General features: G+C 63.3%; 21 protein-coding genes and 1 tRNA gene. 11 read left to right on the top strand and 11 right to left on the bottom strand.

All coding sequences use genetic code 11. The features are described 5' to 3' along the window. Nucleotides 1–98 precede the first annotated feature (98 nt). Nucleotides 99–1,073, top strand: a complete 975-nt coding sequence (locus tag WT26_RS15460; protein ID WP_021163408.1) for a LysR family transcriptional regulator — start codon at nt 99–101, stop codon at nt 1,071–1,073. A gap of 386 nt (nt 1,074–1,459) precedes the next feature. On the opposite strand, the gene WT26_RS15455 is transcribed toward WT26_RS15460, so the two are convergent. The 9 genes from WT26_RS15455 to WT26_RS15415 all read right to left on the bottom strand — a co-directional run bounded on the left by WT26_RS15455 (nt 1,460) and on the right by WT26_RS15415 (nt 9,034). Continuing rightward, nucleotides 1,460–1,888: an ExbD/TolR family protein gene (locus WT26_RS15455; protein WP_059528371.1), complete on the bottom strand. Its 429-nt coding sequence runs from the start codon at nt 1,886–1,888 to the stop codon at nt 1,460–1,462. 13 nt (nt 1,889–1,901) lie between these two features. After that, nucleotides 1,902–2,633, bottom strand: coding sequence for a MotA/TolQ/ExbB proton channel family protein (locus tag WT26_RS15450; RefSeq protein ID WP_059528373.1), 732 nt, complete (start codon nt 2,631–2,633; stop codon nt 1,902–1,904). 35 nt (nt 2,634–2,668) lie between these two features. Then, nucleotides 2,669–3,406, bottom strand: coding sequence for an energy transducer TonB (locus tag WT26_RS15445; protein WP_069273204.1), 738 nt, complete (start codon nt 3,404–3,406; stop codon nt 2,669–2,671). 215 nt (nt 3,407–3,621) lie between these two features. Continuing rightward, entirely contained in the window at nt 3,622–3,858 is a 237-nt protein-coding gene (locus WT26_RS15440) for a (2Fe-2S)-binding protein (RefSeq protein WP_011352654.1), read from the bottom strand. Between the two features lie 427 nt (nt 3,859–4,285). Beyond that, nucleotides 4,286–5,146: a glutamate racemase gene (gene murI, locus WT26_RS15435; protein WP_069273203.1), complete on the bottom strand. Its 861-nt coding sequence runs from the start codon at nt 5,144–5,146 to the stop codon at nt 4,286–4,288. 38 nt (nt 5,147–5,184) lie between these two features. Next, a complete protein-coding gene (bfr, locus tag WT26_RS15430; RefSeq protein ID WP_011352652.1) occupies nt 5,185–5,661 on the bottom strand; it encodes a bacterioferritin in 477 nt (158 codons plus the stop codon). A gap of 185 nt (nt 5,662–5,846) precedes the next feature. Beyond that, on the bottom strand, nt 5,847–7,370 hold the full coding sequence (locus WT26_RS15425; protein ID WP_059642274.1) for a fumarate hydratase: 1,524 nt from the start codon (nt 7,368–7,370) through the stop codon (nt 5,847–5,849). Beyond that, nucleotides 7,367–8,017 carry a TIGR00645 family protein gene (locus WT26_RS15420; RefSeq protein WP_081333735.1) on the bottom strand — a complete coding sequence of 217 codons (651 nt, stop codon included), beginning with the start codon at nt 8,015–8,017 and terminating at the stop codon, nt 7,367–7,369. The genes WT26_RS15425 and WT26_RS15420 overlap by 4 nt, the downstream gene beginning before the upstream one ends. Nucleotides 8,018–8,137: 120 nt before the next feature. After that, the gene (locus tag WT26_RS15415) at nt 8,138–9,034 is read right to left on the bottom strand and encodes a DMT family transporter (protein ID WP_069273202.1); all 897 of its coding nucleotides are present in this window, start codon (nt 9,032–9,034) and stop codon (nt 8,138–8,140) included. Nucleotides 9,035–9,346: 312 nt separating this feature from the next. On the opposite strand from WT26_RS15415, the gene acs reads away from it, so the two are divergent. From acs to WT26_RS15395, 4 genes are all read left to right on the top strand, one after another. Next, nucleotides 9,347–11,329, top strand: a complete 1,983-nt coding sequence (acs, locus tag WT26_RS15410; RefSeq protein WP_059528389.1) for an acetate--CoA ligase — start codon at nt 9,347–9,349, stop codon at nt 11,327–11,329. Nucleotides 11,330–11,412: 83 nt separating this feature from the next. After that, a complete protein-coding gene (locus tag WT26_RS15405; protein ID WP_069273201.1) occupies nt 11,413–11,757 on the top strand; it encodes a DUF4212 domain-containing protein in 345 nt (114 codons plus the stop codon). Nucleotides 11,758–11,760: 3 nt separating this feature from the next. Next, on the top strand, nt 11,761–13,776 hold the full coding sequence (locus WT26_RS15400) for a sodium:solute symporter family protein (protein WP_069273200.1): 2,016 nt from the start codon (nt 11,761–11,763) through the stop codon (nt 13,774–13,776). 60 nt (nt 13,777–13,836) lie between these two features. Next, nucleotides 13,837–13,926: transfer RNA gene (locus tag WT26_RS15395), tRNA-Ser, on the top strand. Nucleotides 13,927–14,400: 474 nt separating this feature from the next. Here WT26_RS15395 and WT26_RS15390 read toward each other — a convergent pair. Beyond that, the gene (locus tag WT26_RS15390) at nt 14,401–14,727 is read right to left on the bottom strand and encodes an H-NS family nucleoid-associated regulatory protein (protein WP_010095819.1); all 327 of its coding nucleotides are present in this window, start codon (nt 14,725–14,727) and stop codon (nt 14,401–14,403) included. A 366-nt stretch (nt 14,728–15,093) separates the two neighbouring features. Between WT26_RS15390 and WT26_RS35790 the strand changes: the two genes are divergently transcribed. The 5 genes from WT26_RS35790 to WT26_RS15375 all read left to right on the top strand — a co-directional run bounded on the left by WT26_RS35790 (nt 15,094) and on the right by WT26_RS15375 (nt 20,080). After that, on the top strand, nt 15,094–15,507 hold the full coding sequence (locus WT26_RS35790; protein WP_230461578.1) for a cupin domain-containing protein: 414 nt from the start codon (nt 15,094–15,096) through the stop codon (nt 15,505–15,507). Between the two features lie 97 nt (nt 15,508–15,604). After that, on the top strand, nt 15,605–16,948 hold the full coding sequence (locus tag WT26_RS15385; RefSeq protein ID WP_155123136.1) for an IS4 family transposase: 1,344 nt from the start codon (nt 15,605–15,607) through the stop codon (nt 16,946–16,948). 270 nt (nt 16,949–17,218) lie between these two features. Then, nucleotides 17,219–18,454: a hypothetical protein gene (locus tag WT26_RS35785; protein ID WP_231130454.1), complete on the top strand. Its 1,236-nt coding sequence runs from the start codon at nt 17,219–17,221 to the stop codon at nt 18,452–18,454. A gap of 87 nt (nt 18,455–18,541) precedes the next feature. Next, the gene (locus WT26_RS15380; RefSeq protein ID WP_155774659.1) at nt 18,542–18,937 is read left to right on the top strand and encodes a DUF3592 domain-containing protein; all 396 of its coding nucleotides are present in this window, start codon (nt 18,542–18,544) and stop codon (nt 18,935–18,937) included. A gap of 120 nt (nt 18,938–19,057) precedes the next feature. Then, nucleotides 19,058–20,080, top strand: coding sequence for an IS30 family transposase (locus WT26_RS15375; RefSeq protein WP_080485635.1), 1,023 nt, complete (start codon nt 19,058–19,060; stop codon nt 20,078–20,080). Between the two features lie 552 nt (nt 20,081–20,632). On the opposite strand, the gene WT26_RS15370 is transcribed toward WT26_RS15375, so the two are convergent. Next, nucleotides 20,633–21,205: a TetR/AcrR family transcriptional regulator gene (locus tag WT26_RS15370; protein WP_069270409.1), complete on the bottom strand. Its 573-nt coding sequence runs from the start codon at nt 21,203–21,205 to the stop codon at nt 20,633–20,635. 187 nt (nt 21,206–21,392) lie between these two features. On the opposite strand from WT26_RS15370, the gene WT26_RS15365 reads away from it, so the two are divergent. Further along, nucleotides 21,393–22,562, top strand: a complete 1,170-nt coding sequence (locus WT26_RS15365; RefSeq protein WP_069270721.1) for an MFS transporter — start codon at nt 21,393–21,395, stop codon at nt 22,560–22,562. Nucleotides 22,563–22,617 lie beyond the last annotated feature (55 nt).

The following is a 22,617-nucleotide window of genomic DNA, read 5'->3' as shown; positions in this document are numbered from 1 at the left end:
ATAGCGTCATTTTTGAAACATAGCGCTATTATATTGGCCGGTTTGCCTATTAATTCAGCTCAGTTCGCAATGGATTGTTCTGAAATTGGAACGATGAGATGAATATCGATGCACACAACCTGAACGACCTCATGTACTTTTCGCAGGTCGTCGAACATGGCGGTTTCTCGGCCGCGGAGCGCGTGCTGGGCATCTCGAAATCGCGCCTGTCGCGGCGCCTGACCGAACTCGAGGCGGCGCTCGGCGTGCGCCTGCTGCAGCGCTCCACACGCAAGCTCGCGCTGACCGAGGCGGGGGAGCTGTTCTACCAGCACTGCCAGGCGATGCTGGCCGAAGCGCAGGCTGCGATGAACGCGGTCCAGCAGTTGCGCGCGTCGCCGCGCGGCTCGGTGCGCGTCAGTGTGCCCGTGACGCTGTCGCAGACGATGCTGTCGCGCATCCTGCCCGAATTCCTGCGCCGCTATCCCGAGGTGAAGGTGCACGTCCGCGTGACGAATCGCGTGATCGACCTGTTCGAGGATTCGATCGACGTCGCGTTGCGTGTGCGCTCGGAGCCGCCGCAGAACGCGAATATCGTCGTGCGGCCGCTGTGGCGCACCGAGCAGATGCTGGTCGGCGCGCCGAGCCTGCTGAGCCAGAATGCGCCGCCGCTGGTGCCGGACGACCTGAGCGGATTCGAAACGCTCGATACGCCGAGCGTCGACGGGCGGCACGTGTTCAACCTGATCGCGCCGGACGGTACGCGTCACGTGCACGAACACGACCCGCGGTTGGTGACGGCCGACCTGATGACGATCCGCGAAGCCGTGCTCGATGGCCTCGGCATCGCGGCGCTGCCGGAGATGATGTACGGCAACGCGCTGCGCGCGGGGCAACTGTCGCCGGTGATGCCGGGCTGGACGTTGCCCGTGCCGCAACTGTACGCGGTGTTCGTGTCGCGGCAGGGGATGCCGCCCGCGGTGCGTGCGTTTGTCGACTATCTGGTCGAGAAGCTCGATCACGGCGCTTACAAGGAGCCGGGGTGTCCGGAGCGAGCGAAGAAGGAAGCGGCTGCCGATGTTTCGGCGACCTGAACACGGCGTGCACGGCGAGGCAAATTTGTTTTGTCATTGAAGCGTCGCCTGCAATCGCAAGTTTCAATCGCCGGAACCTTGAATGCGCGTGCGTGCAGGCCTATATTGAAATCCCATTTCGTGAAGGAAGTTCTGAGCGAAATCAGGTGGCCGCATATATTGTGAGCCAGATAGGGCAGAACGCGCAGTCCGTGCAGACCACGGCAGAGTCGCATTTGCGTTGCTCGAGGCGCAACCGATACCGCCAAAGAGCCCGCCGCCCGAAGGCGCCCGCGTGCGCATGAAAAAAGGCCTTCATCTGGCGATGAAGGCCTTTTACTTTGTGTGCGGCCGATTGGGTAGGGCCGGTCACAGGTGCATTCGGCGAGCGCCCGATTGCGCGTGCGTTACTTCGCTTTTGCGGTCGGCTCGGTCACGAAGCCGAGCTTCGTCAAACCGCCGGCCTGCGCATCCGACATCACCTCGGCGACGTGTTCGTAGGCAACCTTGCGGTCCGCACGCAGGTGCAACTCCGGCTGCGGCGTGCGTTTTGCCGCTTCCGCGATGCGCTGCTGCAATTGTTCGCGCGTGACCGTGTGGTCGTCCCACAGGATCGTGCCGTCGCCCTGGATCGCGACGTCGACCGTCTGCGGTTTCTCGTCGACGGGCTGGCTGCTGGCATGCGGCAGGTCGATCTTCACCGCATGCTGCATCGCCGGGATCGTCACGAGGAAAATGATCAGGAGTACGAGCATGACGTCGACGAGCGGCGTCATGTTGATCTCGCTCATCACTGCATCGTCGTCATCGTCGCTGAAACCGGTGTTCATTGCCATGGTTCACCCCGTCTCAGCTGGCGCGCGTCGCGAGACGCAGGCCGTCGCGCGTCGACGACGATGCGAGGCTCGCGCCCGTCACGAAATACGCGTGCAGGCCGTGCGCGAAGCGGCGCAGCTTGCTGACCACGCCCTTGTTCGCACGGGTGAGTGCGTTGTAGCCGAGCACGGCCGGGATCGCGACGAACAGGCCGAAGGCGGTCATGATCAGCGATTCGCCGACCGGGCCCGCGACCTGGTCGATCGACGTCTGGCCGGATGCGCCGATCGCGAGCAGTGCGTGGTAGATCCCCCAGACCGTACCGAACAGGCCGACGAACGGCGCCGTGCTGCCGATCGACGCGAGGATCGCGAGGCCGCTTTGCATGCGCGAGATGCCTTCGTCCATCGTGTCCTTCAGGCAGCGCGTGACCCAGTCCGACACGTCCATGCGGTCGTGCAGGTGCGGTTGCGTCTGGTGGTGGTGATCGGCGGCTTCCTTGCCCGACAGCGCGAGCGCGAGGAACGGGTTGTCGTTCGGCGTCGAGGCGGCGAGCCCGAGCTTCTTGATGCCGTCGTCGAAGTCGTCCGAATGCCAGAACGCCTGTTCGGCGTTCTTCGTCAGGCGGTTCAGGCGGATCACGTTCCAGCCCTTGATGACGATCACGATCCACGACAGGACCGACATCACGAGCAGCGTGATCGCGATGGCGCGCGTGACGAAATCACCTTGCGCCCAGACGTGCGCGATACCGTAGCTTTGCATTTTTATTCCTTTCGAATCTTCCGGATGAGGCAGTGTTAGTCGGTGAGCCCGAAGTTGTAGGGCTGGGTACGGGCAGCGCGGATCGCCTGGCCGTTCTCGATATAGGGACGGCACGTCGACGCGCGCATCGCGGCGAGGGCGGCTTCGTCGAGACGCGGGTAGCCGCTGCTCTTCTGCAGCTGGACGCTTTCGATCTTGCCCGTCACGCCGATGACGAAATGCACGTACGCGGTGCCCGATTCGCCGCGGCGGCGCGACATCGACGGATAGTCGGGCTTCACGAACGCGCATTGGAGCGTCGGGACATTCTTCGGCGCGCTGACCTGCATCGTCTCGCGCGCCGGGCCGGGCGCGGCCGACGGCGCGGCGGCAGCCGGTGCGGCAGGCGCAGGCGCAGGCGTCGGGTCGGCCGCGGGGGCGGGTGTCGGCGACGGCACGGGCGACGGCGCAACCGGCTGCGGCGTCGGCTTCGACACCTTCGGCACCGGCTTCGGCTCGACCTTCGGCTTCACGCGCGGCGTGGGCTTGGGCGGGGTCGGTTGCGGAATCGATTCGGCCGCGACCTGCTGCGCGATCGGCGCAGGCGTGATCAGTTGCGCGGTGATCGACTGAACCTCGACGTTTTTCGCCAGCGGCGCGTTGCGATGGAGCCAGGCGGCCGTCAGCATGATCGCATGTGCGGCAAGCACACCGACGGCGACGACGATCACTCGGGGATTCATACGTGGTGCGGCCGGCAAGACGCCGGCAGGAGCGGAATGCGAAGCCTGCATGTTAGCTTGAAAGAACGATGTCGCACCCGGGGCGCGGCGGGTGAATCGGCATCACTTGCGGAAGATCAGCAGCGAGATGCAAACGGTGGTCACAAATCCGATCAGCAATTCCATCACAGGCTCCTTGGCAGGTAAGCCGCTGGCTCGCGCATACGGTGGCTTGCTGACGGTCAAAACAAGAATGCGGCCTGGGCCGCACACAAACTCGGCGCCGGTCAGGCAGCCTTGCGTTCGTAGAACGTGACCGGGATCGGGTGAGCGTGGTGCTCGACGCCGCATTGGCTTGCGCAGACGCCTTGTTCGGCCATGAGATCGCGTACGGACTCCTCGCACTTGCCGCAGCACGTGGCCACGCCGAGCTCGAACTGGAGTTCATCGAAAGAGTTCACGCCCTCTGCGAGGGACGCGCGAATCTTGCGATCGGAAACAGACTTGCACACGCAGACGATCATGGTGAGTTGCGATAGCTAACGTTAATGCGAATTATTATCATTAATTTTGCGGACGTTGACAAGCCCGCATCCGGCTTTTTTGTAACAAAACCAGACCCTTAGGGCCTGTTCACGCTAATAACGGGCTTGCGAACGTGCCTTGCCGGCCGTAGTGCAAGGAGGAAGGAGCGCCGTTTGGCCGGGCCAAACAAGCGACGCCCGACGCCGCAATACGGCCGGCAAGGCACGTTCCCCTGATCTTGAAAATTCATTCGTGGGGCTGGCCGCCAGAAGGGCCGATCGCCGCGTCATGCTCCTTGCGAATACGTCCAGTATTCGCTGCGTCGCATTCCTCGCGCTCGGCCCTTCTGGCGGCCAGCGCAAGCCCGTTATTAGCGTGAACAGGCCCTAAGGGGTTACTGACGGAGAAGGGGGCCGGATGAGGGCGTCAGGCGGCCGTGCACCCGTGTGCGTTCGGCGAGGAAATGGTGACGGATTCGACCGGTGCGGCGAGACCGAGCAGCGTCGATGCGAGTACCTGCAACTGGCGGCCGTCGCTGGTCGAGCAGAAGCGCGGCGGCGCCGCGCGCGTGCCGGCCGGCGCACGCAGGCTGCGCTCGTCGAGAATTCGCGTGAGCTGGCGCGCGATTGCGTCGCTCGTGTCGACGATCGTCAGGCGGTCGCCCACAAGGTCACGAATCGTTTCCGTGAAGAACGGGTAATGCGTGCAGCCGAGTACCAGCGTATCGGCGCCGTCGTCGAGCATCGGCTGCAGGTAGCTGTCGAGCAACGCGCGCAATGCGGGCGAATTCGTGTCGCCGCGCTCGATGGCCTCGACGAGCCCGTGGCCGGGCTGGCAGATGAAGCGGCGGCCGGCGCCGTAGCGGTCGAGCAGCGCCTGGAAGCGCGGGCTGTTCAGCGTCGACTGCGTGGCGAGGACGCCCGCGACGCCGCTCGCGGACGCGGCGACGGCCGGCTTGATGCCCGGCTCGACACCGACGAGCGGCATCGGCAGGTGTTCGCGGATCGCGGCGATCGCGCGCGCGGTCGCGGTGTTGCAGGCGATGACGAGCGCCTTCGCCCCTTCGCGAGCCAGCCACTCGCCGATTGCCAGCGTGCGTTCCGTGATGAACGCCTCATCGCGCGGACCATAAGGCGCGTGGTGCGAATCGGCGACGTAGATGAACGATTCGTCGGGCAGCTGCGCGCGCACGGCGCGCAGTACCGACAGGCCGCCCAGCCCTGAATCGAAGATGCCGATGGGGGCGACGGTCGTGGCCGTCGCGGCGATAACGGATGGTGTCGACATGAAAGGCGGGTGGCGATGGCGGGAAGGGTGGAGCGCGCTTACTCCGGCGAACCCATCATCGTTTGCTGGTAGTTCTGCAGGCCGACCTTGCCGATCAGGTCGATCTGCGTTTCCAGCCAGTCGATGTGCTCTTCGGTGTCGTCGAGGATCTTTTCGAAGATCTCGCGCGACACGTAGTCACGAACCGATTCGCAATAGGCGATCGCTTCCTTGCAGGTGGACTGCGAGATCTGCTCGAGCTTCAGGTCGCACTTCAGGATCTCTTCGGTTTCCTCGCCGACGAGCAGCTTGTGCAGGTCCTGCAGGTTCGGCAGGCCGTCGAGCATGAATACGCGTTCGATCAGCCAGTCGGCGTGCTTCATTTCGCCGATCGACTCGTCGTACTCGTGCTTGCCCAGTTTCTCGAGGCCCCAGTGCTTGTACATGCGCGCATGCAGGAAGTACTGGTTGATCGCCGTGAGTTCGTTCTTCAACTGGGCGTTCAGATATTCGATGACTTTCTTGTCGCCTTGCATGGCTTGTTCCTTGTTCAGTGGGGCTTCAGAAACCGAAAGATAATCGCTCGAAAGCGAAATGCCAAGCTTCCGGCGCTCGTCCGAGCGGCCAACGCGGCGGGATGAGAATGAGAAGCAAAAAGGCGGGGCCGCCGAGGCGGGGCCGCCCAGGCCGGACAGGTGTCCGGCCTTTCGGGCGTTCGCGCTTACGCTGCGGCGACCGGGATCTTGCCGATCTTCGCCTGCCACTCCTTCGGGCCGGTCTGGTGCACCGACGTGCCCGACGAATCGACGGCGACGGTCACCGGCATGTCCTGCACGTCGAACTCGTAGATCGCTTCCATGCCGAGGTCTTCGAATGCGAGCACCTTCGCGCCGCGGATCGCCTTCGACACGAGGTACGCGGCGCCGCCGACGGCCATCAGGTAGGCCGCCTTGTGCTTCTTGATCGCGTCGATCGCGACCGGGCCGCGCTCGGCCTTGCCGACCATCGAGATCAGGCCGGTCTGCGCGAGCATCGTCTCGGTGAACTTGTCCATGCGCGTGGCCGTCGTCGGGCCGGCCGGGCCGACCACTTCGTCGCGCACCGGATCGACCGGGCCGACGTAGTAGATCACGCGGTTGGTGAAGTCGACCGGCAGCTTCTCGCCCTTCGCGAGCATGTCGGCGATGCGCTTGTGCGCAGCGTCGCGGCCGGTGAGCATCTTGCCCGACAGCAGCAGCGTCTGGCCCGGCGTCCAGCTGGCGACTTCTTCCGGCGTCAGCGTGTTCAGGTCGACGCGCTTGCTGGTTTCCGTGTTCGGTTCCCACTGGACCTTCGGCCATGCGTCGAGCGACGGTGCTTCAAGCTTGGCCGGGCCCGAGCCGTCGAGCACGAAGTGCGCGTGGCGCGTGGCCGCGCAGTTCGGGATCAGCGCGACCGGCTTCGATGCCGCGTGCGTCGGTGCCGCCATGATCTTCACGTCGAGCACGGTTGCCAGGCCGCCGAGGCCCTGGGCGCCGATGCCGAGTGCGTTGACCTTCTCGTGCAGCTCGACACGCAGTTCCTCGACCCAGTCCTTCGGGCCGCGCGCGATGATTTCCTGGATGTCGATCGGCTCCATCAGCGATTCCTTCGCCATCAGCATCGCCTTCTCGGCGGTACCGCCGATGCCGATCCCGAGCATGCCCGGCGGGCACCAGCCCGCGCCCATCGTCGGCACCGTCTTCAGCACCCAGTCGACGATCGAGTCGGACGGGTTCAGCATCACGAACTTCGACTTGTTCTCCGAGCCGCCGCCCTTCGCCGCGACCTGCACGTCGACCTTGTCGCCCGGCACGATCTCGTAGTGGATCACGGCCGGCGTGTTGTCCTTCGTGTTCTTGCGGGCGCCTTCCGGCGGATTGACGATCGACGCGCGCAGCACGTTGTCCGGGTGCGTGTAGCCGCGGCGCACGCCTTCGTTGATCATGTCGGTGAGGCCCATCGTCGCGCCGTCCCAGCGCACGTCCATGCCGACCTTCACGAAGATCGTGACGATGCCGGTGTCCTGGCAGATCGGGCGGCGGCCTTCCGCGCACATGCGGCTGTTCGTGAGGATCTGCGCGATCGCATCCTTCGCGGCCGGGCTCTCTTCCAGCTCGTACGCGCGGCCGAGGGCCTGGATGTAGTCGAGCGGGTGGTAGTAGCTGATGTACTGCAGCGAATCCGCGATGCTCTGGATCAGGTCTTCCTGTTTGATGACGGTCATGGCTGAGACTCTGTGGGGACAGTGGGGAATGCGTTGCCGGCGGCATGTTCCGCCGGCTTGCGGGACGCAGCGGCAGGGGCGCGCGTCTCGTGGAAATGGGCCGGGTGCGTGTGCGTCGTCAGGCGGTCGACCCACGCCATCACGAGCGCCGACACCAGGAACGACACGTGGATGATCACCTGCCACATGATCGCGTGCATCGTGTGCTGGTCGGGGTTGATGAACGTCTTCAGCAGGTGGATCGACGAAATGCTGATCAGCGCCATCGACAGCTTCACCTTCAGCACGCCCGCGTTCACGTGGTCGAGCCACTCGGGCTCGTCGGGGTGGCCCTCGATGCCGAGGCGCGACACGAACGTTTCGTAACCGCCGACGATTACCATGATCAGCAGGTTCGAGATCATCACCACGTCGATGAGGCCGAGCACCGCGAGCATCACGCTGATTTCGTCGAGGCTGGTCGCATGCGACAGCAGGTGCCAGACTTCCTTCAGGAACAGGAACACGTAGACGGCCTGCGCGACGATCAGGCCGAGGTATAGCGGAACCTGGAGCCAGCGGCTCATGAAGATTAGTCTGGGCAGCGGACGCATGCGGCGGACGACGGGACGGACGGGCGAATGCGGGTCGGTCTGCGAGGCGGACATGATGGGCGAACGGAGGCGTGTATCGGGGGGTAGTAATTCGGAAAGGCGCGCTATTGTAACGCGTCGGCCGGCGCGACTGCAGTGACGCGCCCCGCGACCGGGCGGGGCGCCGGGGACGGATCAGGGCGCGACGGGCGGGGTGCGTTTCACACGCAGGCTCGCGAGCACGATCCCGGTGACGACGCACGCGAGTGCGATGCCGTGGGCGAGGGTCGGGCGCTCGCCGAGGAACGCGATGCCGTACGCGGCCGCGGCGACCGGCAGCACCGCGCTGAACACGCCCGCGAGGCTGCCCGGCACGTGCCGGATGCCTTTCATCCACAGCCAGAAAGAGAAGATGCTGGCCGACAGGCCGTACCAGACGACGAGCGCCCAGGTGCCGGCCGGCACGCTCGCGTAATCGAAATGCCACATGGCCGTCGCGCCGAGCGGCAGCATCAGGCACAGGCCGAACAGGTGCGTGTACGCGCAGATGTCGATCGGCGCGAGCGTCTGCGTGAGCCGGCGCGACAGGATCACGTAGATCGATTCGCAGCACACCGCGCCGAGGATCAGCAGGTTGCCGGTCAGCGACGACGACGCGCCGTGCCCGGCGGCGCTGCCGTTCGCGAGGTTGATCGTCACGACGCCGGCGATCGCGAGCGCGATCGACACCAGCGCACGGCCGTTCGGTTTTTCACGCAGGATCAGCCACGCGAACAGCGCGACGATCGCCGGAATCGTGCTGGTGATCACGCCGGCCGCGACCGCGCTCGTGCGCTGCACGCCGTTCAGCATCAGCAGCGTGAACATGAAGGTGCCGAAGAACGCCTGCAGGAACAGGTTCAGCCATTCGCCGCGCCTGACGGTGCGCATCTTCACCGGGCTGAACAGCGGCCACAGCACGGCGATCGCGATCACGAAGCGCAGTGTGGCGAGGATGGCGACGGGAACGAAGACGACGATCGATTTGCCGATACCGACATTGCTGCCGACGAACAGCATCGACAGAACGAGAAAGAAAGCGTAGCGATTCAAGCTGGAATCCGGAAGGCGAGTTCAGTTAGGATTGTAGGGTCGCGCTCGTTACAGCGTAAAGCTGCAGGCGGCGCCGCCCGGCGAAACGGCCGTGCCGCGTAAGTGACGGGTAAGTTGGAGCGCTTATTGTGGACACTGTCGGGTCGCCCGGTCGCCATCGTGCGACGTGGTGCGGCGCAGCATCGCGCGGCGGCCTTCGGGTCGCGCGCGGATGGTGGGTAGGAGACAGCGGCGCGCATGCGCCGGCCAAGACGCGCGGCGCGCACGATCGCGCCGCCATGCAGAGGATTCATGTTCACCAAGGGGTAGTCGATGTCTGCGATTGAATCGGTTCTTCACGAAACCCGCCAGTTTGCGCCGCCCGCGGCGCTCGAGCAGGCGGCGACCATTTCCGGCATGCCGGCCTACCGGGCGCTCGCCGCCGAGGCCGAGCGCGATTACGAAGGCTTCTGGGCGCGTCTCGCGCGCGAGGGCCTCGCGTGGCACAAGCCGTTCACGAAAGTGCTCGACGAGAGCAACGCGCCGTTCTACAAGTGGTTCGAAGACGGCGAGCTGAACGCGTCGTACAACTGCCTCGACCGTCACGTCGAAGCCGGCAACGGCGAGCGCGTCGCGGTGATCTTCGAAGCCGACGACGGCACCGTCACGCGCGTCACCTATGCGGATCTCCTCGCGCGCGTGTCGCGTTTCGCGAATGCGCTGAAGAAACGCGGCATCGGCAAGGGCGACCGCGTCGTCATCTATATCCCGATGTCGATCGAAGGCATCGTCGCGATGCAGGCCTGCGCGCGCATCGGCGCGACGCACTCGGTCGTGTTCGGCGGCTTCTCCGCGAAGTCGCTGAACGAGCGGCTCGTCGACGTCGGCGCGACGGCGCTCGTCACGGCCGACGAGCAGGCGCGCGGCGGCAAGACGCTGCCGCTCAAGAGCATCGCCGACGAGGCGCTCGCGCTGGGCGGCTGCGAGGCGGTGAAGAGCGTGATCGTCTATCGCCGCACCGGCGGCAAGATCGACTGGCATGCCGACCGCGACCTGTGGATGCACGAACTCACGGCCGCCGAATCCGACACCTGCGAGCCGGAATGGGTGAGCGCCGAGCATCCGCTGTTCATCCTGTATACGTCGGGCTCGACCGGCAAGCCGAAGGGCGTGCAGCACAGCACCGGCGGCTACCTGCTGTGGGCCGCGCAGACGATGAAGTGGACCTTCGACTGGAAGCCGGCCGACGTGTTCTGGTGCACGGCCGACATCGGCTGGGTCACCGGCCACACGTACATCACGTACGGCCCGCTCGCCTGCGGCGGCACGCAGGTCGTGTTCGAAGGCGTGCCGACCTGGCCGGACGCCGGCCGCTTCTGGAAGATGATCGGCGACCACAAGGTCAGCGTGTTCTATACCGCGCCGACCGCGATCCGTTCGCTGATCAAGGCCGCCGAAGCCGACGACAAGGTGCACCCGAAGAGCTACGACCTGTCGAGCCTGCGCATCATCGGCACGGTCGGCGAGCCGATCAATCCGGAAGCCTGGATGTGGTATCACAAGCACGTCGGCCAGGCGCGCTGCCCGATCGTCGATACGTGGTGGCAGACCGAGACCGGCGGCCACATGATCACGCCGCTGCCGGGCGCGACGCCGACCGTGCCGGGTTCGTGCACGCTGCCGCTGCCGGGCATCATGGCCGCGGTGGTCGACGAAACCGGCCAGGACGTGCCGAACGGGCAAGGCGGCATTCTCGTCGTCAAGCGCCCGTGGCCGGCGATGATCCGCACGATCTGGGGCGACCCGGAGCGCTTCAGGAAGAGCTACTACCCGGAAGAACTCGGCGGCACGCTATACCTCGCCGGCGACGGCACCGTGCGCGACAAGGACACCGGTTACTTCACGATCATGGGCCGGATCGACGACGTGCTGAACGTGTCGGGCCACCGGCTCGGCACGATGGAGATCGAATCGGCGCTGGTCGCGCACGAGCTGGTGGCCGAGGCGGCCGTGGTCGGCCGTCCTGACGACACGACGGGCGAGGCGGTGGTCGCGTTCGTGGTGCTCAAGCGTTCGCGCCCGGAAGGCGAGGAGGCCGCGGCGCTCGCGAAGACGCTGCGCGACTGGGTCGGCAAGCAGATCGGGCCGATCGCGAAGCCGAAGGACATCCGCTTCGGCGACAACCTGCCGAAGACGCGCTCAGGCAAGATCATGCGGCGCCTGCTGCGTTCGCTCGCCAAGGGTGAAGCGATCACGCAGGACACGTCCACGCTCGAGAATCCGGCCATCCTCGAGCAGCTCGCCGAAGTGCGCTGACCGTACCGGTTGCGCATCACGCGCACGAGCCCCTGCGCGGCAATCCCGATTGCCCGCGCAGGGGCTTTTTGTTACATAACGGCATGACCGTTCCGACCCGATCCGCGCCTGCCGCGCCACCGCCCGTTCCCGAACCGCTCGCGCGTGCCCACGCACGTTACTGGCGCTTCAACGTCGCGCTGATCGCGGTGCTGATGGCGATCGGTTTCGCCGTGTCGTTCATCGTGCCGTTCTTCGGGCCCGCGCTCGCGAGCGTGCGCTTCGCCGGGTTCAGCCTGCCGTTCTATGTCGGCGCGCAGGGCGCGATTCTCGTGTATCTCGTGCTGATCGTCGCGTACATCGGGCTGATGCAACGCGCAGACCGCACGCTGCGCCGCGCGTACGACGCGTACGCGGCGCAGGCCGGCGACACGCGTGGCGGGCGCTGACGGATGCTGACGCATCGATTGATCCGCGCGTATGCGCTTTACACGCTGGGGTTTCTCGGATTCGTGCTGCTGATGTGGCGGATCGAGCGCGCCACCGGCTCCGGCGTCTGGATCGGCTACGTGTTCCTGTTCGTGCCGATCGCCGTGTATGCGGTGATCGGGCTGCTGTCGCGCACGTCCGATCTCGTCGAATACTACGTGGCCGGGCGGCGCGTGCCGTCCGCGTTCAACGGGATGGCGACGGCGGCGGACTGGCTGTCGGCCGCGTCGTTCATCGGCCTGGCCGGCTCGCTTTACGCGACCGGCTACGATGCGCTCGCGTACGTGATGGGCTGGACGGGCGGGTTCTGCCTCGTCGCGTTCCTGCTCGCGCCTTATGTGCGCAAGCTCGCGCGCTACACGATTCCCGATTTTCTCGGTACGCGCTTTTCGAGCACGGCCGTGCGTGCGCTCGCGGCCGGCGCGGCGATCCTCTGTTCGTTCGTGTACCTGGTCGCGCAGATCCAGGGGATCGGCCTGATCGCGACGCGCTTCATCGGCGTCGATTTCGCGATCGGGATCTTCTGCGGGCTCGCGGGCATTCTCGTGTGTTCGTTTCTCGGCGGGATGCGCGCGGTCACCTGGACGCAGGTCGCGCAGTACATCATCCTGATCAGCGCGATCCTGATTCCGGTGTCGCTGATCGCGATGAAGAACGGGCTCGGCCCGGTGCCGCAGTTCAGCTACGGCAAGCTGATGGAGCGCGTCGCGGCGCGCGAGGCGCAGGTGCGCGATTCGCGCGACGAGCAACAGGTGCGCGACGCGTATCGACGACAAGCCGCTGACATCCAGACTCGGCTCGACCGGCTGCCTGCGTCGTATGCGGATGCACGCCGGCATCTCGCCGACCAGCTGGCCGACCTGCGGCGCCACAACGGGCCGCTGCGCGAGATCAGCCAGCGCGAGCGCGAGCTGGCCGACTTTCCGCGCGATCCGGCGGCGGCGCGGGTCGCGTGGACGCAGGCGCGTGACGACCTGCTGGCCCGTGCCGAGCCGCCGGTACCGATGCACGAGCCGTTTCCCGCCGCGAGCGATGACGAACGCAAGCCGCGCGAGCGGAATTTCCTCGCGCTGCTGCTGTGCCTGTCGCTCGGCACCGCGAGCCTGCCGCACATCCTGACGCGCTACAACACGACCACGTCGGTCGCGTCGGCGCGGCGCTCGGTCGGGTGGACCTTGTTCTTCATCGCGCTGTTCTACCTGAGCGTGCCGGTGCTCGCGGTGCTGATCAAGTACGAGATCCTCGCGAACCTCGTCGGGCGGCCGTTCGCGGAATTGCCGGCATGGGTCACGCAATGGCATCACTTCGAGCCCGACCTGATCAGCGTCGTCGAGGTGATTCGCGACGGCATCGTGCACTGGTCGGAAATCCAGATGCAGCCGGACATGGTCGTGCTGGCCGCGCCGGAGATTGCGGGGCTGCCGTACGTCGTGTCGGGACTGATCGCGGCCGGTGCGCTTGCCGCGGCGCTGTCGACCGCGGACGGGCTGCTGCTGACGATCGCGAACGCGCTGTCGCACGACGTCTACTACTGCATGGTCGCGCCCGACGCGTCGAGCCAGCGGCGCGTGACGATCTCGAAGGTGCTGCTGCTCGGTGTCGCCCTGTTCGCGTCGTATGTCGCGTCGCTCAATACGGGGAAGATCCTGTTTCTCGTCGGCGCCGCGTTCTCGCTGGCGGCCTCGAGCTTCTTTCCGGTGCTGGTGCTCGGCGTTTTCTGGAAGCGCACGACGACGCGCGGCGCCATCGCCGGGATGGTGACCGGGCTCGCGGTGTGCGTGTACTACATCGTGTCGACCTATCCGTACTTCACGCAACTGACGGGATTCGCGGGGCGCACGTGGTTCGGGATCGAACCGATCAGCTCGGGCGTGTTCGGGGTGCCGGCGGGGTTCGCGGTGGCGATCGTCGTCAGCCTGCTCGACCGCCGGCCGGACGATTACACGCGTGCGCTCGTCGACTACATTCGCCATCCGTGACGGGTGTGCACGAGGGAGTGGCGGGGCGCCGCAAGAGTTTGCTATACTCTCGCTCTTCCCGGAGAGATGGATGAGTGGTTTAAGTCGCACGCCTGGAAAGCGTGTATAGGTGAAAGCCTATCGGGGGTTCGAATCCCCCTCTCTCCGCCAGAATATAAGGCCCCGAAAGCCCCGCCAGTAAAGGAAAGTCCAATACTGGTAAGGGTTTCGGGGCTTTTGCTTTTCCGGGTATGTCAATTCAGCATGTCAATTCGCGTGTCAAAATACGTGGGTGGACGACATGCAATCTCTCCCAAATGGGCTCCGCCTGGAGGGCTCGGTTTATCACCTTCGCATTGGTATCCCGGATAAAGTGCGGCACCTTTGGCCGCGCCTGAAGAATGGCAATCTGGCGACCAATGCTTTCCAGCAAGCCTTACGACCTCTGACCGAGCAGAGGCGATCACACTGGCCCACAAGCTGATAGCCGAGTATCGGACCAAGTTCCAGGCCCAGGTCACTTCGCCAAGCGCGGAAGGGATTGCGGCGTCGACGCAGCAGTCGGCGCATATCACGGCGAACCTGCACGCGGATTGCCGCTGTATGTCCTGTCGAACCGATAGCGACCGAGGTTCGTGCCAGGTTCTACGCGTCTTCTCCGGGCCACCACGGCTTCCCCGCCCGGTCGATCAGGTAGTCGTCTAGGTTCTTCCCTTCGAGCCATTTCGGGCGCGGACCATGGCCGGACCACGTTTTGCCCGTGGACGAGTCGTAGTATTTCGCTGGCGCCCGCTGTTTGCGCGACTTCCGGAAGCCCGCTGCCCTCAGCAATTCGTCTTCCGTGATGCCGTACAGCGCAACGCGCTCCTGAACGGCTGCCAAATATGCTTGCTTCTCGTCCTTCTTGACGTCCGCAAGACGGGTATTCAATTCACGCAGTTGCGCTTGGAGATTCTGAAGGTCAGTGGTCACGATTGAACATAGAGCAATTCTAAACCTACGAGATGATAGCGGACCGGGCGCGCACAATGAAAATTTCCGATATTTCAAGGATGACACAAGTTCATGTTGGCGATTTTCATAGCTGTCGATATCATCGTGTAGGATCAGCAGCGTTACTATTCCCCCGTGCACCTGCCGTCTCGCGATGTTGTATAAATTTCAACTAACACCACATCGTATGTTGGCAAAAAAAATAAATTGATGAGTAGAGGGGCGGTGGCGGTAATTGCACGAGTCACTGTCGTTTCAATTTTTGCAACACTTCTTATGATATCTGCAGGGAACGTTATGTCGAAGGCAAATGGCATCAGACATCAGGAGTCGAGGGAATTCTGGATGGAGAAGCTGGGTCTAGAGCCTCATCCTGAAGGGGGGTATTTCAGATACGCGTTCGGATCGGATATTTTCCGAAAAACAGCGAGCGGTGCTGAAAGGAAAAATTATAGCGGGATCTATTTCATGGTGACACATGACAGCCCGTCCCACTTTCATCAGATGAAATCAGATGAAATATGGTATTACCATTCAGGCGATCCGATGACTATGCATGTCATCGATGAGACGGGAAAATATCGCACGACCCGTATCGGCCCTAACCTGGAACGTGGGGAGGTACTCTCTGTAGTCATGCGTGGAGGGTGGATTTTCGGGGCATCGGTTGATTCAGGTGATTACACTTTGGTCAGTTGCGCAGTTGTGCCGGGCTTTGACGCATCGTCTTATACACAAGCCTGGCCTCCGCAACCGTAGGCCGGAACAAACCGTCGTCGAGCAATAAGAGCGCGCGGGGCTTGTAAACTTTCGGCGCGTCGCGTTTACTCTCGCTTTTTGCGTGAACGCCTTGGCCCTGGAAGCACCGTACTGGACGGAAACTGAATTTACCGACCTTGACCTTGGCGACGCGCGCTTGAACAAGCGAGCGAGGACATTGATGGAACGATTGGCGGCCAAGCCGACGGCCGGCGTGCCGCAGGCGTGTCGGGGCTGGGGCGAGACGATGGGGGCGTACCGCTTCTTCGACAACGACGAGGTCGAGTGGGGAGCGATTCTGGAGCCGCACTGGCGGCAGACCGAGCAACGCATGGCAGCCCAGTCGGTCGTGCTGTGCCTGCAGGACACCACGGAACTGGATTTCAACGGCCGGCAGGCAATGGGCCTCGGACCGCTGTCTTACGAGGCGCAGCGCGGGATGTATTTGCATCCGACCTACGCGGTGACGCCCGAGCGGGTGCCGCTGGGCGTGCTTGACGCGTGGATGTGGGCGCGTGAGCCCAAGGACGCGCAGGGCAAGCGCGGCGGCCTCAAGGAAAGCCTGCGCTGGATCGAGGGCTACGAGCGGGTGGCGGAAACGGCAGCGAGCTTGCCGCACACGCGACTGGTGTACGTCGCTGATCGCGAGGCGGACATGCTCGCACTGATGGTGCGGGCGCAGGAGCTGGACACGCCGGCGGATTGGCTGATTCGCTCGACCCACGACCGTGCGCTGCCCGAGGCAGCGAAGCTGTGGGCGGCGACGACAGAAGGCGCACCGCTCGGCGAGATTGCCTTCACGATGGGCTCGCGTCACGGCGTGAAGGCGCGCCAAGTGCGTCAGCACGTATGGTTGCGGCGCATCGAACTGCCGGCAGGTGTTGGTCAAAGCGTAGCGGCCACGTGTCTGGTGGCGCGTGAGTTTGATGCACCAAGCGGCGTCAAGCCGATCGAATGGCGCTTGCTGACCAACCGCGAAGCCACGACGCTGCCGGAAGCGATTGAACTGATCGACTGGTATCGGGCGCGCTGGGAAATCGAGATCTTGTTCAACGTGCTGAAGAACGGCTGCCGAGTCGAGGCGTTGCAATTGGGCACGATTGAACGACTTGAGCGCGCGTTGGCACTGTTTCTGGTGGTGGCGTGGCGGATCACCCATCTAATGCGCCTGGGCCGCAGTTGCCCCGATCTCGATGCCGAACTGTTCTTCGATGCCGATGAAATTCGCGGCGCGTATTTGCTCACCGACGTCAAGCAGCCGGCCCAGCCCAAGCTCAACGAGGTGCTGCGCTTGATCGCGCGCCTGGGCGGATTCCTCGGCCGCAAGGGCGACGGCGAACCCGGTGCGAAAGCCATCTGGCTCGGACTCAAAGAGGTTCATGTCGCCGCCAAGACATTGCAAAAGTTACGTGCCGGCGGTCACGCCGACAATTGTGTATAAGCCGATGGCTTTGACGATGCTGATTATAGAATTCTTACTCAATCTGAGTTATTGGGGAAGTATCCGCAATATCGAGATATCATATTGAAGATGGCATATCAGAATCTGCCCAAGTGACGCAGATGTTCGAGTTTCGAGGGTGGGTCCGTGGTTCTATCGTTTGTTTGGTGGATCGATTTTGGACAGGATCAGTTATGGTAATGGCAAACAATATCGTACGGAAATTCCTGACCGATACGAGGCACCGACAGAACACTGCAGAAGGAGCCGGTGCCGGACAAAGCGGAGTTGTCGAAGTTGCCCGTAGACCAACTGAAAAGATTGCGCCAAGCACTGTTGCCTTACGGCCTCAAGCTTCTCGAATCGGAATGGCACGGGTGGAATGCGCAATATCGATTCCGATGTCGACGAGGACATGAGCTGAGTCGTTCCGGGTCGCATCTGCTGTACACGCTCGTGGCGTGTCCAGCCTGCCGTGACCAGGACGCTCTGTTGTATCTGGACCGAGTGGCTCGCAAAGCAGGTGGTCGCTGCCTGTCGGACCGTTATGCTGGTCGTAAGGCTAGCTACGAGTTTGTCTGCCGTGAAGGACATGTCTTCGAGAAGACAGCCAGCAACTTGCAGAAAGGATCATGGTGCGTGTTGTGTGCCCGTTCGGAGCATTCGAAGCGGATGACCGATCCGGACGGGATGAAACGCCTGCGTGCGGCCGCGCGGGATCGCGGCGGGAAATGCTTGTCGACGACCTACACAAAACTTGCAGATCGCTATCGCTTTCGGTGTGCGGAAGGGCACGAATGGGAGACGGTCGGTCTCGATGTGACGAGAGGTGCATGGTGTCGGCAATGCGCCAACGTGAAAAAGTCAGTAGCTTATCGTCGCGCTGACGGCCTTGAGGTAATGCGGGCTCACGCATTGGGACGAGGTGGCGTGTGCCTCGCGACCGAATACGCCGGAAACGATGCGTATTATCAATTCCGTTGCGAGCATGGTCACGAATGGGAAACGCAGGGAGCGAAGATCTTTCGAGGATCGTGGTGCCCGAGATGCCAGAACAAGGGCAACGTATATGACATCGCCGATATGCGCAGCTTAGCGAAAGCACATGGTGGCCGGTGCCTTTCGCGTGCCTACAAGAACGCCGCGACAAAACTTGAATGGGCGTGTGCACATGGTCATCGCTGGTCGGCGGTGCCGGGAGCGATCGTTGCGGGAAGGTGGTGTCGTGTGTGTAGTTATAGTTCTTTGAAGCTCGGTATCGAACTGATGCGGACGATTGCTGCCGAGCGCGGCGGTCAATGCATCTCGACGGAGTATGTGAATTCCAGCACGAGGCTCGAGTGGGAATGCCATATCGGGCATCGTTGGTTCGCGACGCCGAATACGATCAGACGTGGTCATTGGTGCCAACAGTGCGCTTTTCTGGCAATGACCACCAATCCGAAGACAATTCGCAAACGTCGCCATCTTCCGGTAAGCGCCAGGTGCAGATTGGAACAAGCGTAGAGTTGACGTCATTCTTGGCAAACCGCGCAAGGTCTCGCGAGGCATGTCGGGAAGTTTGAGGATGACATTTAATATCAGAAAAAAACAGTGACCAGTAAAGCACACAAGTTCAATTACGTCGCATTGATGATCGGCCTGTGCGCAGCTGTCTGGACGCTGATTTCGCTCAGCGACAAGCTGACCTTCATTAAATCTTCGGTTGCAACGCAAGGTACGGTCGTCCGACTGGACTATGGCGAGCGTCACCCCGAGATTTCCTTTGTGACGCAAGCTGGCGAGCATGTATCGTTTCCCGGGAGCTTTGTCTCAGTGGAAGTCGGCGATTCTGTTCCTGTCCGCTACGATCCGACCAAGCCACTTGCAACAGCGAAAGTCGATACGTTTACCAACATGTGGCTTGAGACTCTTATATCGGCCGTGTTTGCGATCGCGTTCCTTTATGCTGGGTTGACAGGCCAGTCATTCCGGCCGAGGTATGGATAAACCATGTGGATAAAGACACTGAGAGAAAGCGAGTGGAAATACGATACTGGAGCAGGGGGGGGGGAGGAGGCTTAGACTCTAGTTTCAAGTGCAACACCTGTATTGAGATAGGGTGTTGCGATGAAGAAAAGCTACAGCCACCTGAGCGCGGAAGAACGTGCGGTGATCATGATCGAAAGCGGAAAGAAGGTGAGCGTGCGCGCGATCGCCCGACTGCTCGGACGCAGCGCATCGACCGTCACGCGAGAACTGGCGCGCAACCGCGCCGAGTCTGCGCGATGTTATGACGCGACGGTCGCGGCCAAGGCCTACCGCACGCGGCGCGAGCGAAGCCGGCGGCCGCGCAAACTGCTTGCCGCAAGCGCGCTGTACTGGCATGTGCATCATCAACTGGTCTATCGGCGCTGGTCGCCGCAGCAAATTGCTGCCAGACTTCGCGAGATGCACCCAGACAGCCCCGACCAGCGCGTCAGCCACGAAACGATCTACGCGGCGATTTACACCCATCCTCGTGGTGGCTTGAAGCAAGCCATGATCGAGGCGCTTCGCCAGGAAAAGCCTGCGCGCGGCAACCCGCGCAAGACCCTTGCCCGCAAGAGCTTCGTACCGGAAGAACTGCGCATCATTCACCGGCCCGAGCAGATCGAAACGCGCAAATGGCCGGGGCATTGGGAAGGCGATCTGGTCAAGGGCGCCTTCAATCGCTCCTGCGTGGGCACGCTGGTCGAGCGCAAGACACGCTTCGTGGTGCTGTGCCGCATGGACGGCTGTACGGCGAAGGATGCACTCGAAGGCTTCACGCGCCAGATGAAGAAGTTGCCGGCGTTCTTGCGCGAGAGCCTGACGTATGACCGTGGATCGGAAATGACCTGTCATGTCGAACTGGCCGAGCGGCTGAATCTCGATATCTGGTTTGCGGACCCATACGCGCCTTGGCAGCGAGGCAGCAACGAGAACACCAACGGTTTGCTGCGCCAGTTCTTGCCCAAGGGCATGGACCTGTCGGGCGTCACGCAAACGCAGTTGAACGACATCGCCAAATTGCTCAATGGCCGTCCTCGTCAAACCCTCGGATGGAAAACGCCGGAAGAGGCGATGGCCATTGAATTGGCTGCCGCTGGATTAGCGAAACGTTGCACTTGATTCTTGAGATCGCCAGGTATTGAACTGCTTCTTGCTTCGGGCGGCGTCATCGTGTTAGATCCACCATCGGGCCAGCCTGAGCAGTTCAAATACGCGGGCGTCGGGGTCGGATTGTCTCTTCCCGTTCTCAAATGGCTCAAGCTAGGTAAGCTTGAGCTACCGAAGCTCAATGTCCGTGGACGCAGCGTTGGCGGAACCGGTGCGACAAAAGGCTTTGACAGCGGTGGCACGGTGTACATGACCGAAGTGACCTGCCGAGCACGACAAGTTTCTTGCCGTCCTGGGTAATCAGGAATGCAGACAGCGTTTCGTCGTATTTCGAATCCTCGAGCCACCGGTCGGTGATCGGGCCGATACCCTTGCACCCGGCCGTCAGACCGGACGCCGTCGCGATGGACAGCGCGAGAAAATGTCTTCTTTTCATGAACGCCGCATTGAATATTGTTATACAGCGGCACTGTGCAAATGCCGGACGGGATGCCTGATGAAACCCGTTGTCCGGACGGCCGGTTTATTGCTTGCGTATTGCAGGGTTTGAATCGGCTTCCCGCCTTACGTCTCGATCTCGACGACCCGCGCCAGCACCCGATCCAGCAGCGTCTGCGCAAACGCATACGTCGGCGCTTCCGCCGCGAACAGGATCCGGTAGACCAGCGGCGCGATGACGTAATCCATCAGGGTCTGGCAAGCCGGCGGCGTCTCCCCGCGCGCAAGCGCCTGCTCGCGCATGCGGTCCAGCTGTTCCTCGACACAGCGCGCACATTGCCCCGCATTGAGCGGATCGGCGCTGCTCAGCACGTCGCGCAGCAGCGTCCGGCCGACCTCGGACGACATCTCCTCGAGATACTGGGCCAGCCAGTGCTCCATGTCCTGTCGAAACGAACCCGTGTCCGGCGGAAGACTGTCGGGCAGGAGATGCTCGACGGCCACGTCGGAAAGCAGCTGCGGCAGGTCGCCCCAGCGCCGGTAGATGGTGGACGGCGTCACGCCGGCGCGCGCCGCAATAGCCGGCACGGTCAGGCCGTCCCGGCCGTGTTCCTGCTGGAGGCCCCGGACTGCGCGATGCACGGCTTCCTGCACACGCGCGCTGCGACCACCCGGCCTCAATCCCTTTCTCGTCGTCATGGTCGATTCAATTCCTTCATGCAACACATCCAACAACGAACGCTGCTAAAGCAAAATATTTGCATTTGTGCTCGATCATCGCTATCTTAAAGCGCATTCTTTGCTTTAGTGAGCCGGCTGGCCCATGTCGAACATCACCCAAACCGAAGCACCTGCCGGAGCGGCGCCCGCTGCGACGGCTTCCGCGATGACGACCCACACGATCACGCTGGTGGGCTATCTGGCCGCGTCGAGCGTGCCGACGCCGCTCTATCGGCTTTATCAGGCGCAATGGCATTTCTCGCCGATGCTGCTGACGCTGATCTTCGGGGTGTATGCGCTGTCGCTGCTGTCTGCGCTGATCGTGGCGGGAGCGCTGTCCGATTATATCGGCCGGCGTCCGGTGATCAGCGCGGCGCTCGTGCTTGAAATGGGCGCGATGGGGCTGTTTCTGGCGGCGGCCGGCCCGGGCTGGCTCATCGCCGCCCGGGTGCTGCAGGGCGTGGCGACCGGGCTCGCCACCGCGTCCGTGGCGGCCGCCCTCATCGACCTCGACCGGGAGCGGGGCGCGTTCACCAACGGGCTGGCGCCGATGGGCGGCATGTCGCTCGGGGTGCTCGGATCGACCGCGCTGGCCCAACTGGCGCCGGCGCCGTTGCATCTCGCATTTGTCCTGCTGCTGGCGCTGTTCGCGTTTCAGCTGTTGCAGACGTGGCGCACGCCGGAAACGGCGGGCGGCCGGCCCGGCGCGCTGAAGTCGCTGCGGCCGAGCATTTCGGTGCCGCCGGCCGCCAGGGCCGAGCTGCTGGCGATCACGCCGATCAACATAGCGGTGTGGGCGCTCGGTGGCTTCTATCTGTCGTTGATGCCGTCGCTGATCGGCAAGGTGACCGGCGCGGCGTCGGTCTGGTTCGGCGGGCTGAGCGTCGCGGCGCTGACGTTGAGCGGCGGTGCGGCCGTCCTGGTCGTGCGCGTGCGCAAGCCGCTGCCGGTGCTGATCGTCGGCGCGCTGGCGCTGCTCATCGGCATTCCCGCGATCCTCGCGGGCGCCGATCTGGGCGTGACGGCGATCCTGCTGGTCGGCTCGGTGATCGCCGGGGTCGGCTTCGGCGCGGGTTTTCTAGGCGCGGTGCGCAGCGTGATGCCGCTCGCGCAGCCGCACGAACGCGCGGGGCTGATGGCGGCCTTCTATGTGGAAAGCTATCTCGCGAACTGCCTGCCGGCGATTCTCGCGGGCTATATGACGCAGCGGCTCGGCTTGCTGAAGGTCGCCAATTTCTATGGCGGCGCATTGATGCTGCTGGTGCTGGTGGGACTGGTGCTCGCGATCGTGCGGCATCGGAGCGATCGCCGCGTGGCCGGACGGCCCGCGCATTGAACGGGGGGATTTCAGCGCCGCGCTGGCGGCGCCGGAATCGGATTTCCGAACAATC

Origin of the sequence: Burkholderia cepacia (assembly GCF_001718835.1) — a bacterium.
In the GTDB taxonomy this organism is placed as follows: Bacteria; Pseudomonadota; Gammaproteobacteria; order Burkholderiales; family Burkholderiaceae; genus Burkholderia; species Burkholderia cepacia_F.
This window is presented reverse-complemented; position numbering and strand designations above follow the sequence as displayed.

Excerpts from the sequence above, each read along its gene's own strand:
- WT26_RS15400 (WP_069273200.1), top strand. The coding sequence starts at position 11,761 with ATGCTGACGCATCGATTGATCCGCGCGTATGCGCTTTACACGCTGGGG.
- murI (WP_069273203.1), bottom strand. The coding sequence starts at position 5,146 with ATGTCGACACCATCCGTTATCGCCGCGACGGCCACGACCGTCGCCCCC.
- WT26_RS15455 (WP_059528371.1), bottom strand. The coding sequence starts at position 1,888 with ATGGCAATGAACACCGGTTTCAGCGACGATGACGACGATGCAGTGATG.
- WT26_RS15365 (WP_069270721.1), top strand. The coding sequence starts at position 21,393 with ATGACGACCCACACGATCACGCTGGTGGGCTATCTGGCCGCGTCGAGC.
- WT26_RS15405 (WP_069273201.1), top strand. The coding sequence starts at position 11,413 with ATGACCGTTCCGACCCGATCCGCGCCTGCCGCGCCACCGCCCGTTCCC.
- WT26_RS35790 (WP_230461578.1), top strand. The coding sequence starts at position 15,094 with ATGGAGAAGCTGGGTCTAGAGCCTCATCCTGAAGGGGGGTATTTCAGA.
- WT26_RS15375 (WP_080485635.1), top strand. The coding sequence starts at position 19,058 with ATGAAGAAAAGCTACAGCCACCTGAGCGCGGAAGAACGTGCGGTGATC.
- bfr (WP_011352652.1), bottom strand. The coding sequence starts at position 5,661 with ATGCAAGGCGACAAGAAAGTCATCGAATATCTGAACGCCCAGTTGAAG.
- WT26_RS15450 (WP_059528373.1), bottom strand. The coding sequence starts at position 2,633 with ATGCAAAGCTACGGTATCGCGCACGTCTGGGCGCAAGGTGATTTCGTC.
- WT26_RS15440 (WP_011352654.1), bottom strand. The coding sequence starts at position 3,858 with ATGATCGTCTGCGTGTGCAAGTCTGTTTCCGATCGCAAGATTCGCGCG.
- WT26_RS15370 (WP_069270409.1), bottom strand. The coding sequence starts at position 21,205 with ATGACGACGAGAAAGGGATTGAGGCCGGGTGGTCGCAGCGCGCGTGTG.
- WT26_RS15425 (WP_059642274.1), bottom strand. The coding sequence starts at position 7,370 with ATGACCGTCATCAAACAGGAAGACCTGATCCAGAGCATCGCGGATTCG.
- WT26_RS15445 (WP_069273204.1), bottom strand. The coding sequence starts at position 3,406 with ATGCAGGCTTCGCATTCCGCTCCTGCCGGCGTCTTGCCGGCCGCACCA.
- acs (WP_059528389.1), top strand. The coding sequence starts at position 9,347 with ATGTCTGCGATTGAATCGGTTCTTCACGAAACCCGCCAGTTTGCGCCG.
- WT26_RS15460 (WP_021163408.1), top strand. The coding sequence starts at position 99 with ATGAATATCGATGCACACAACCTGAACGACCTCATGTACTTTTCGCAG.
- WT26_RS15420 (WP_081333735.1), bottom strand. The coding sequence starts at position 8,017 with ATGTCCGCCTCGCAGACCGACCCGCATTCGCCCGTCCGTCCCGTCGTC.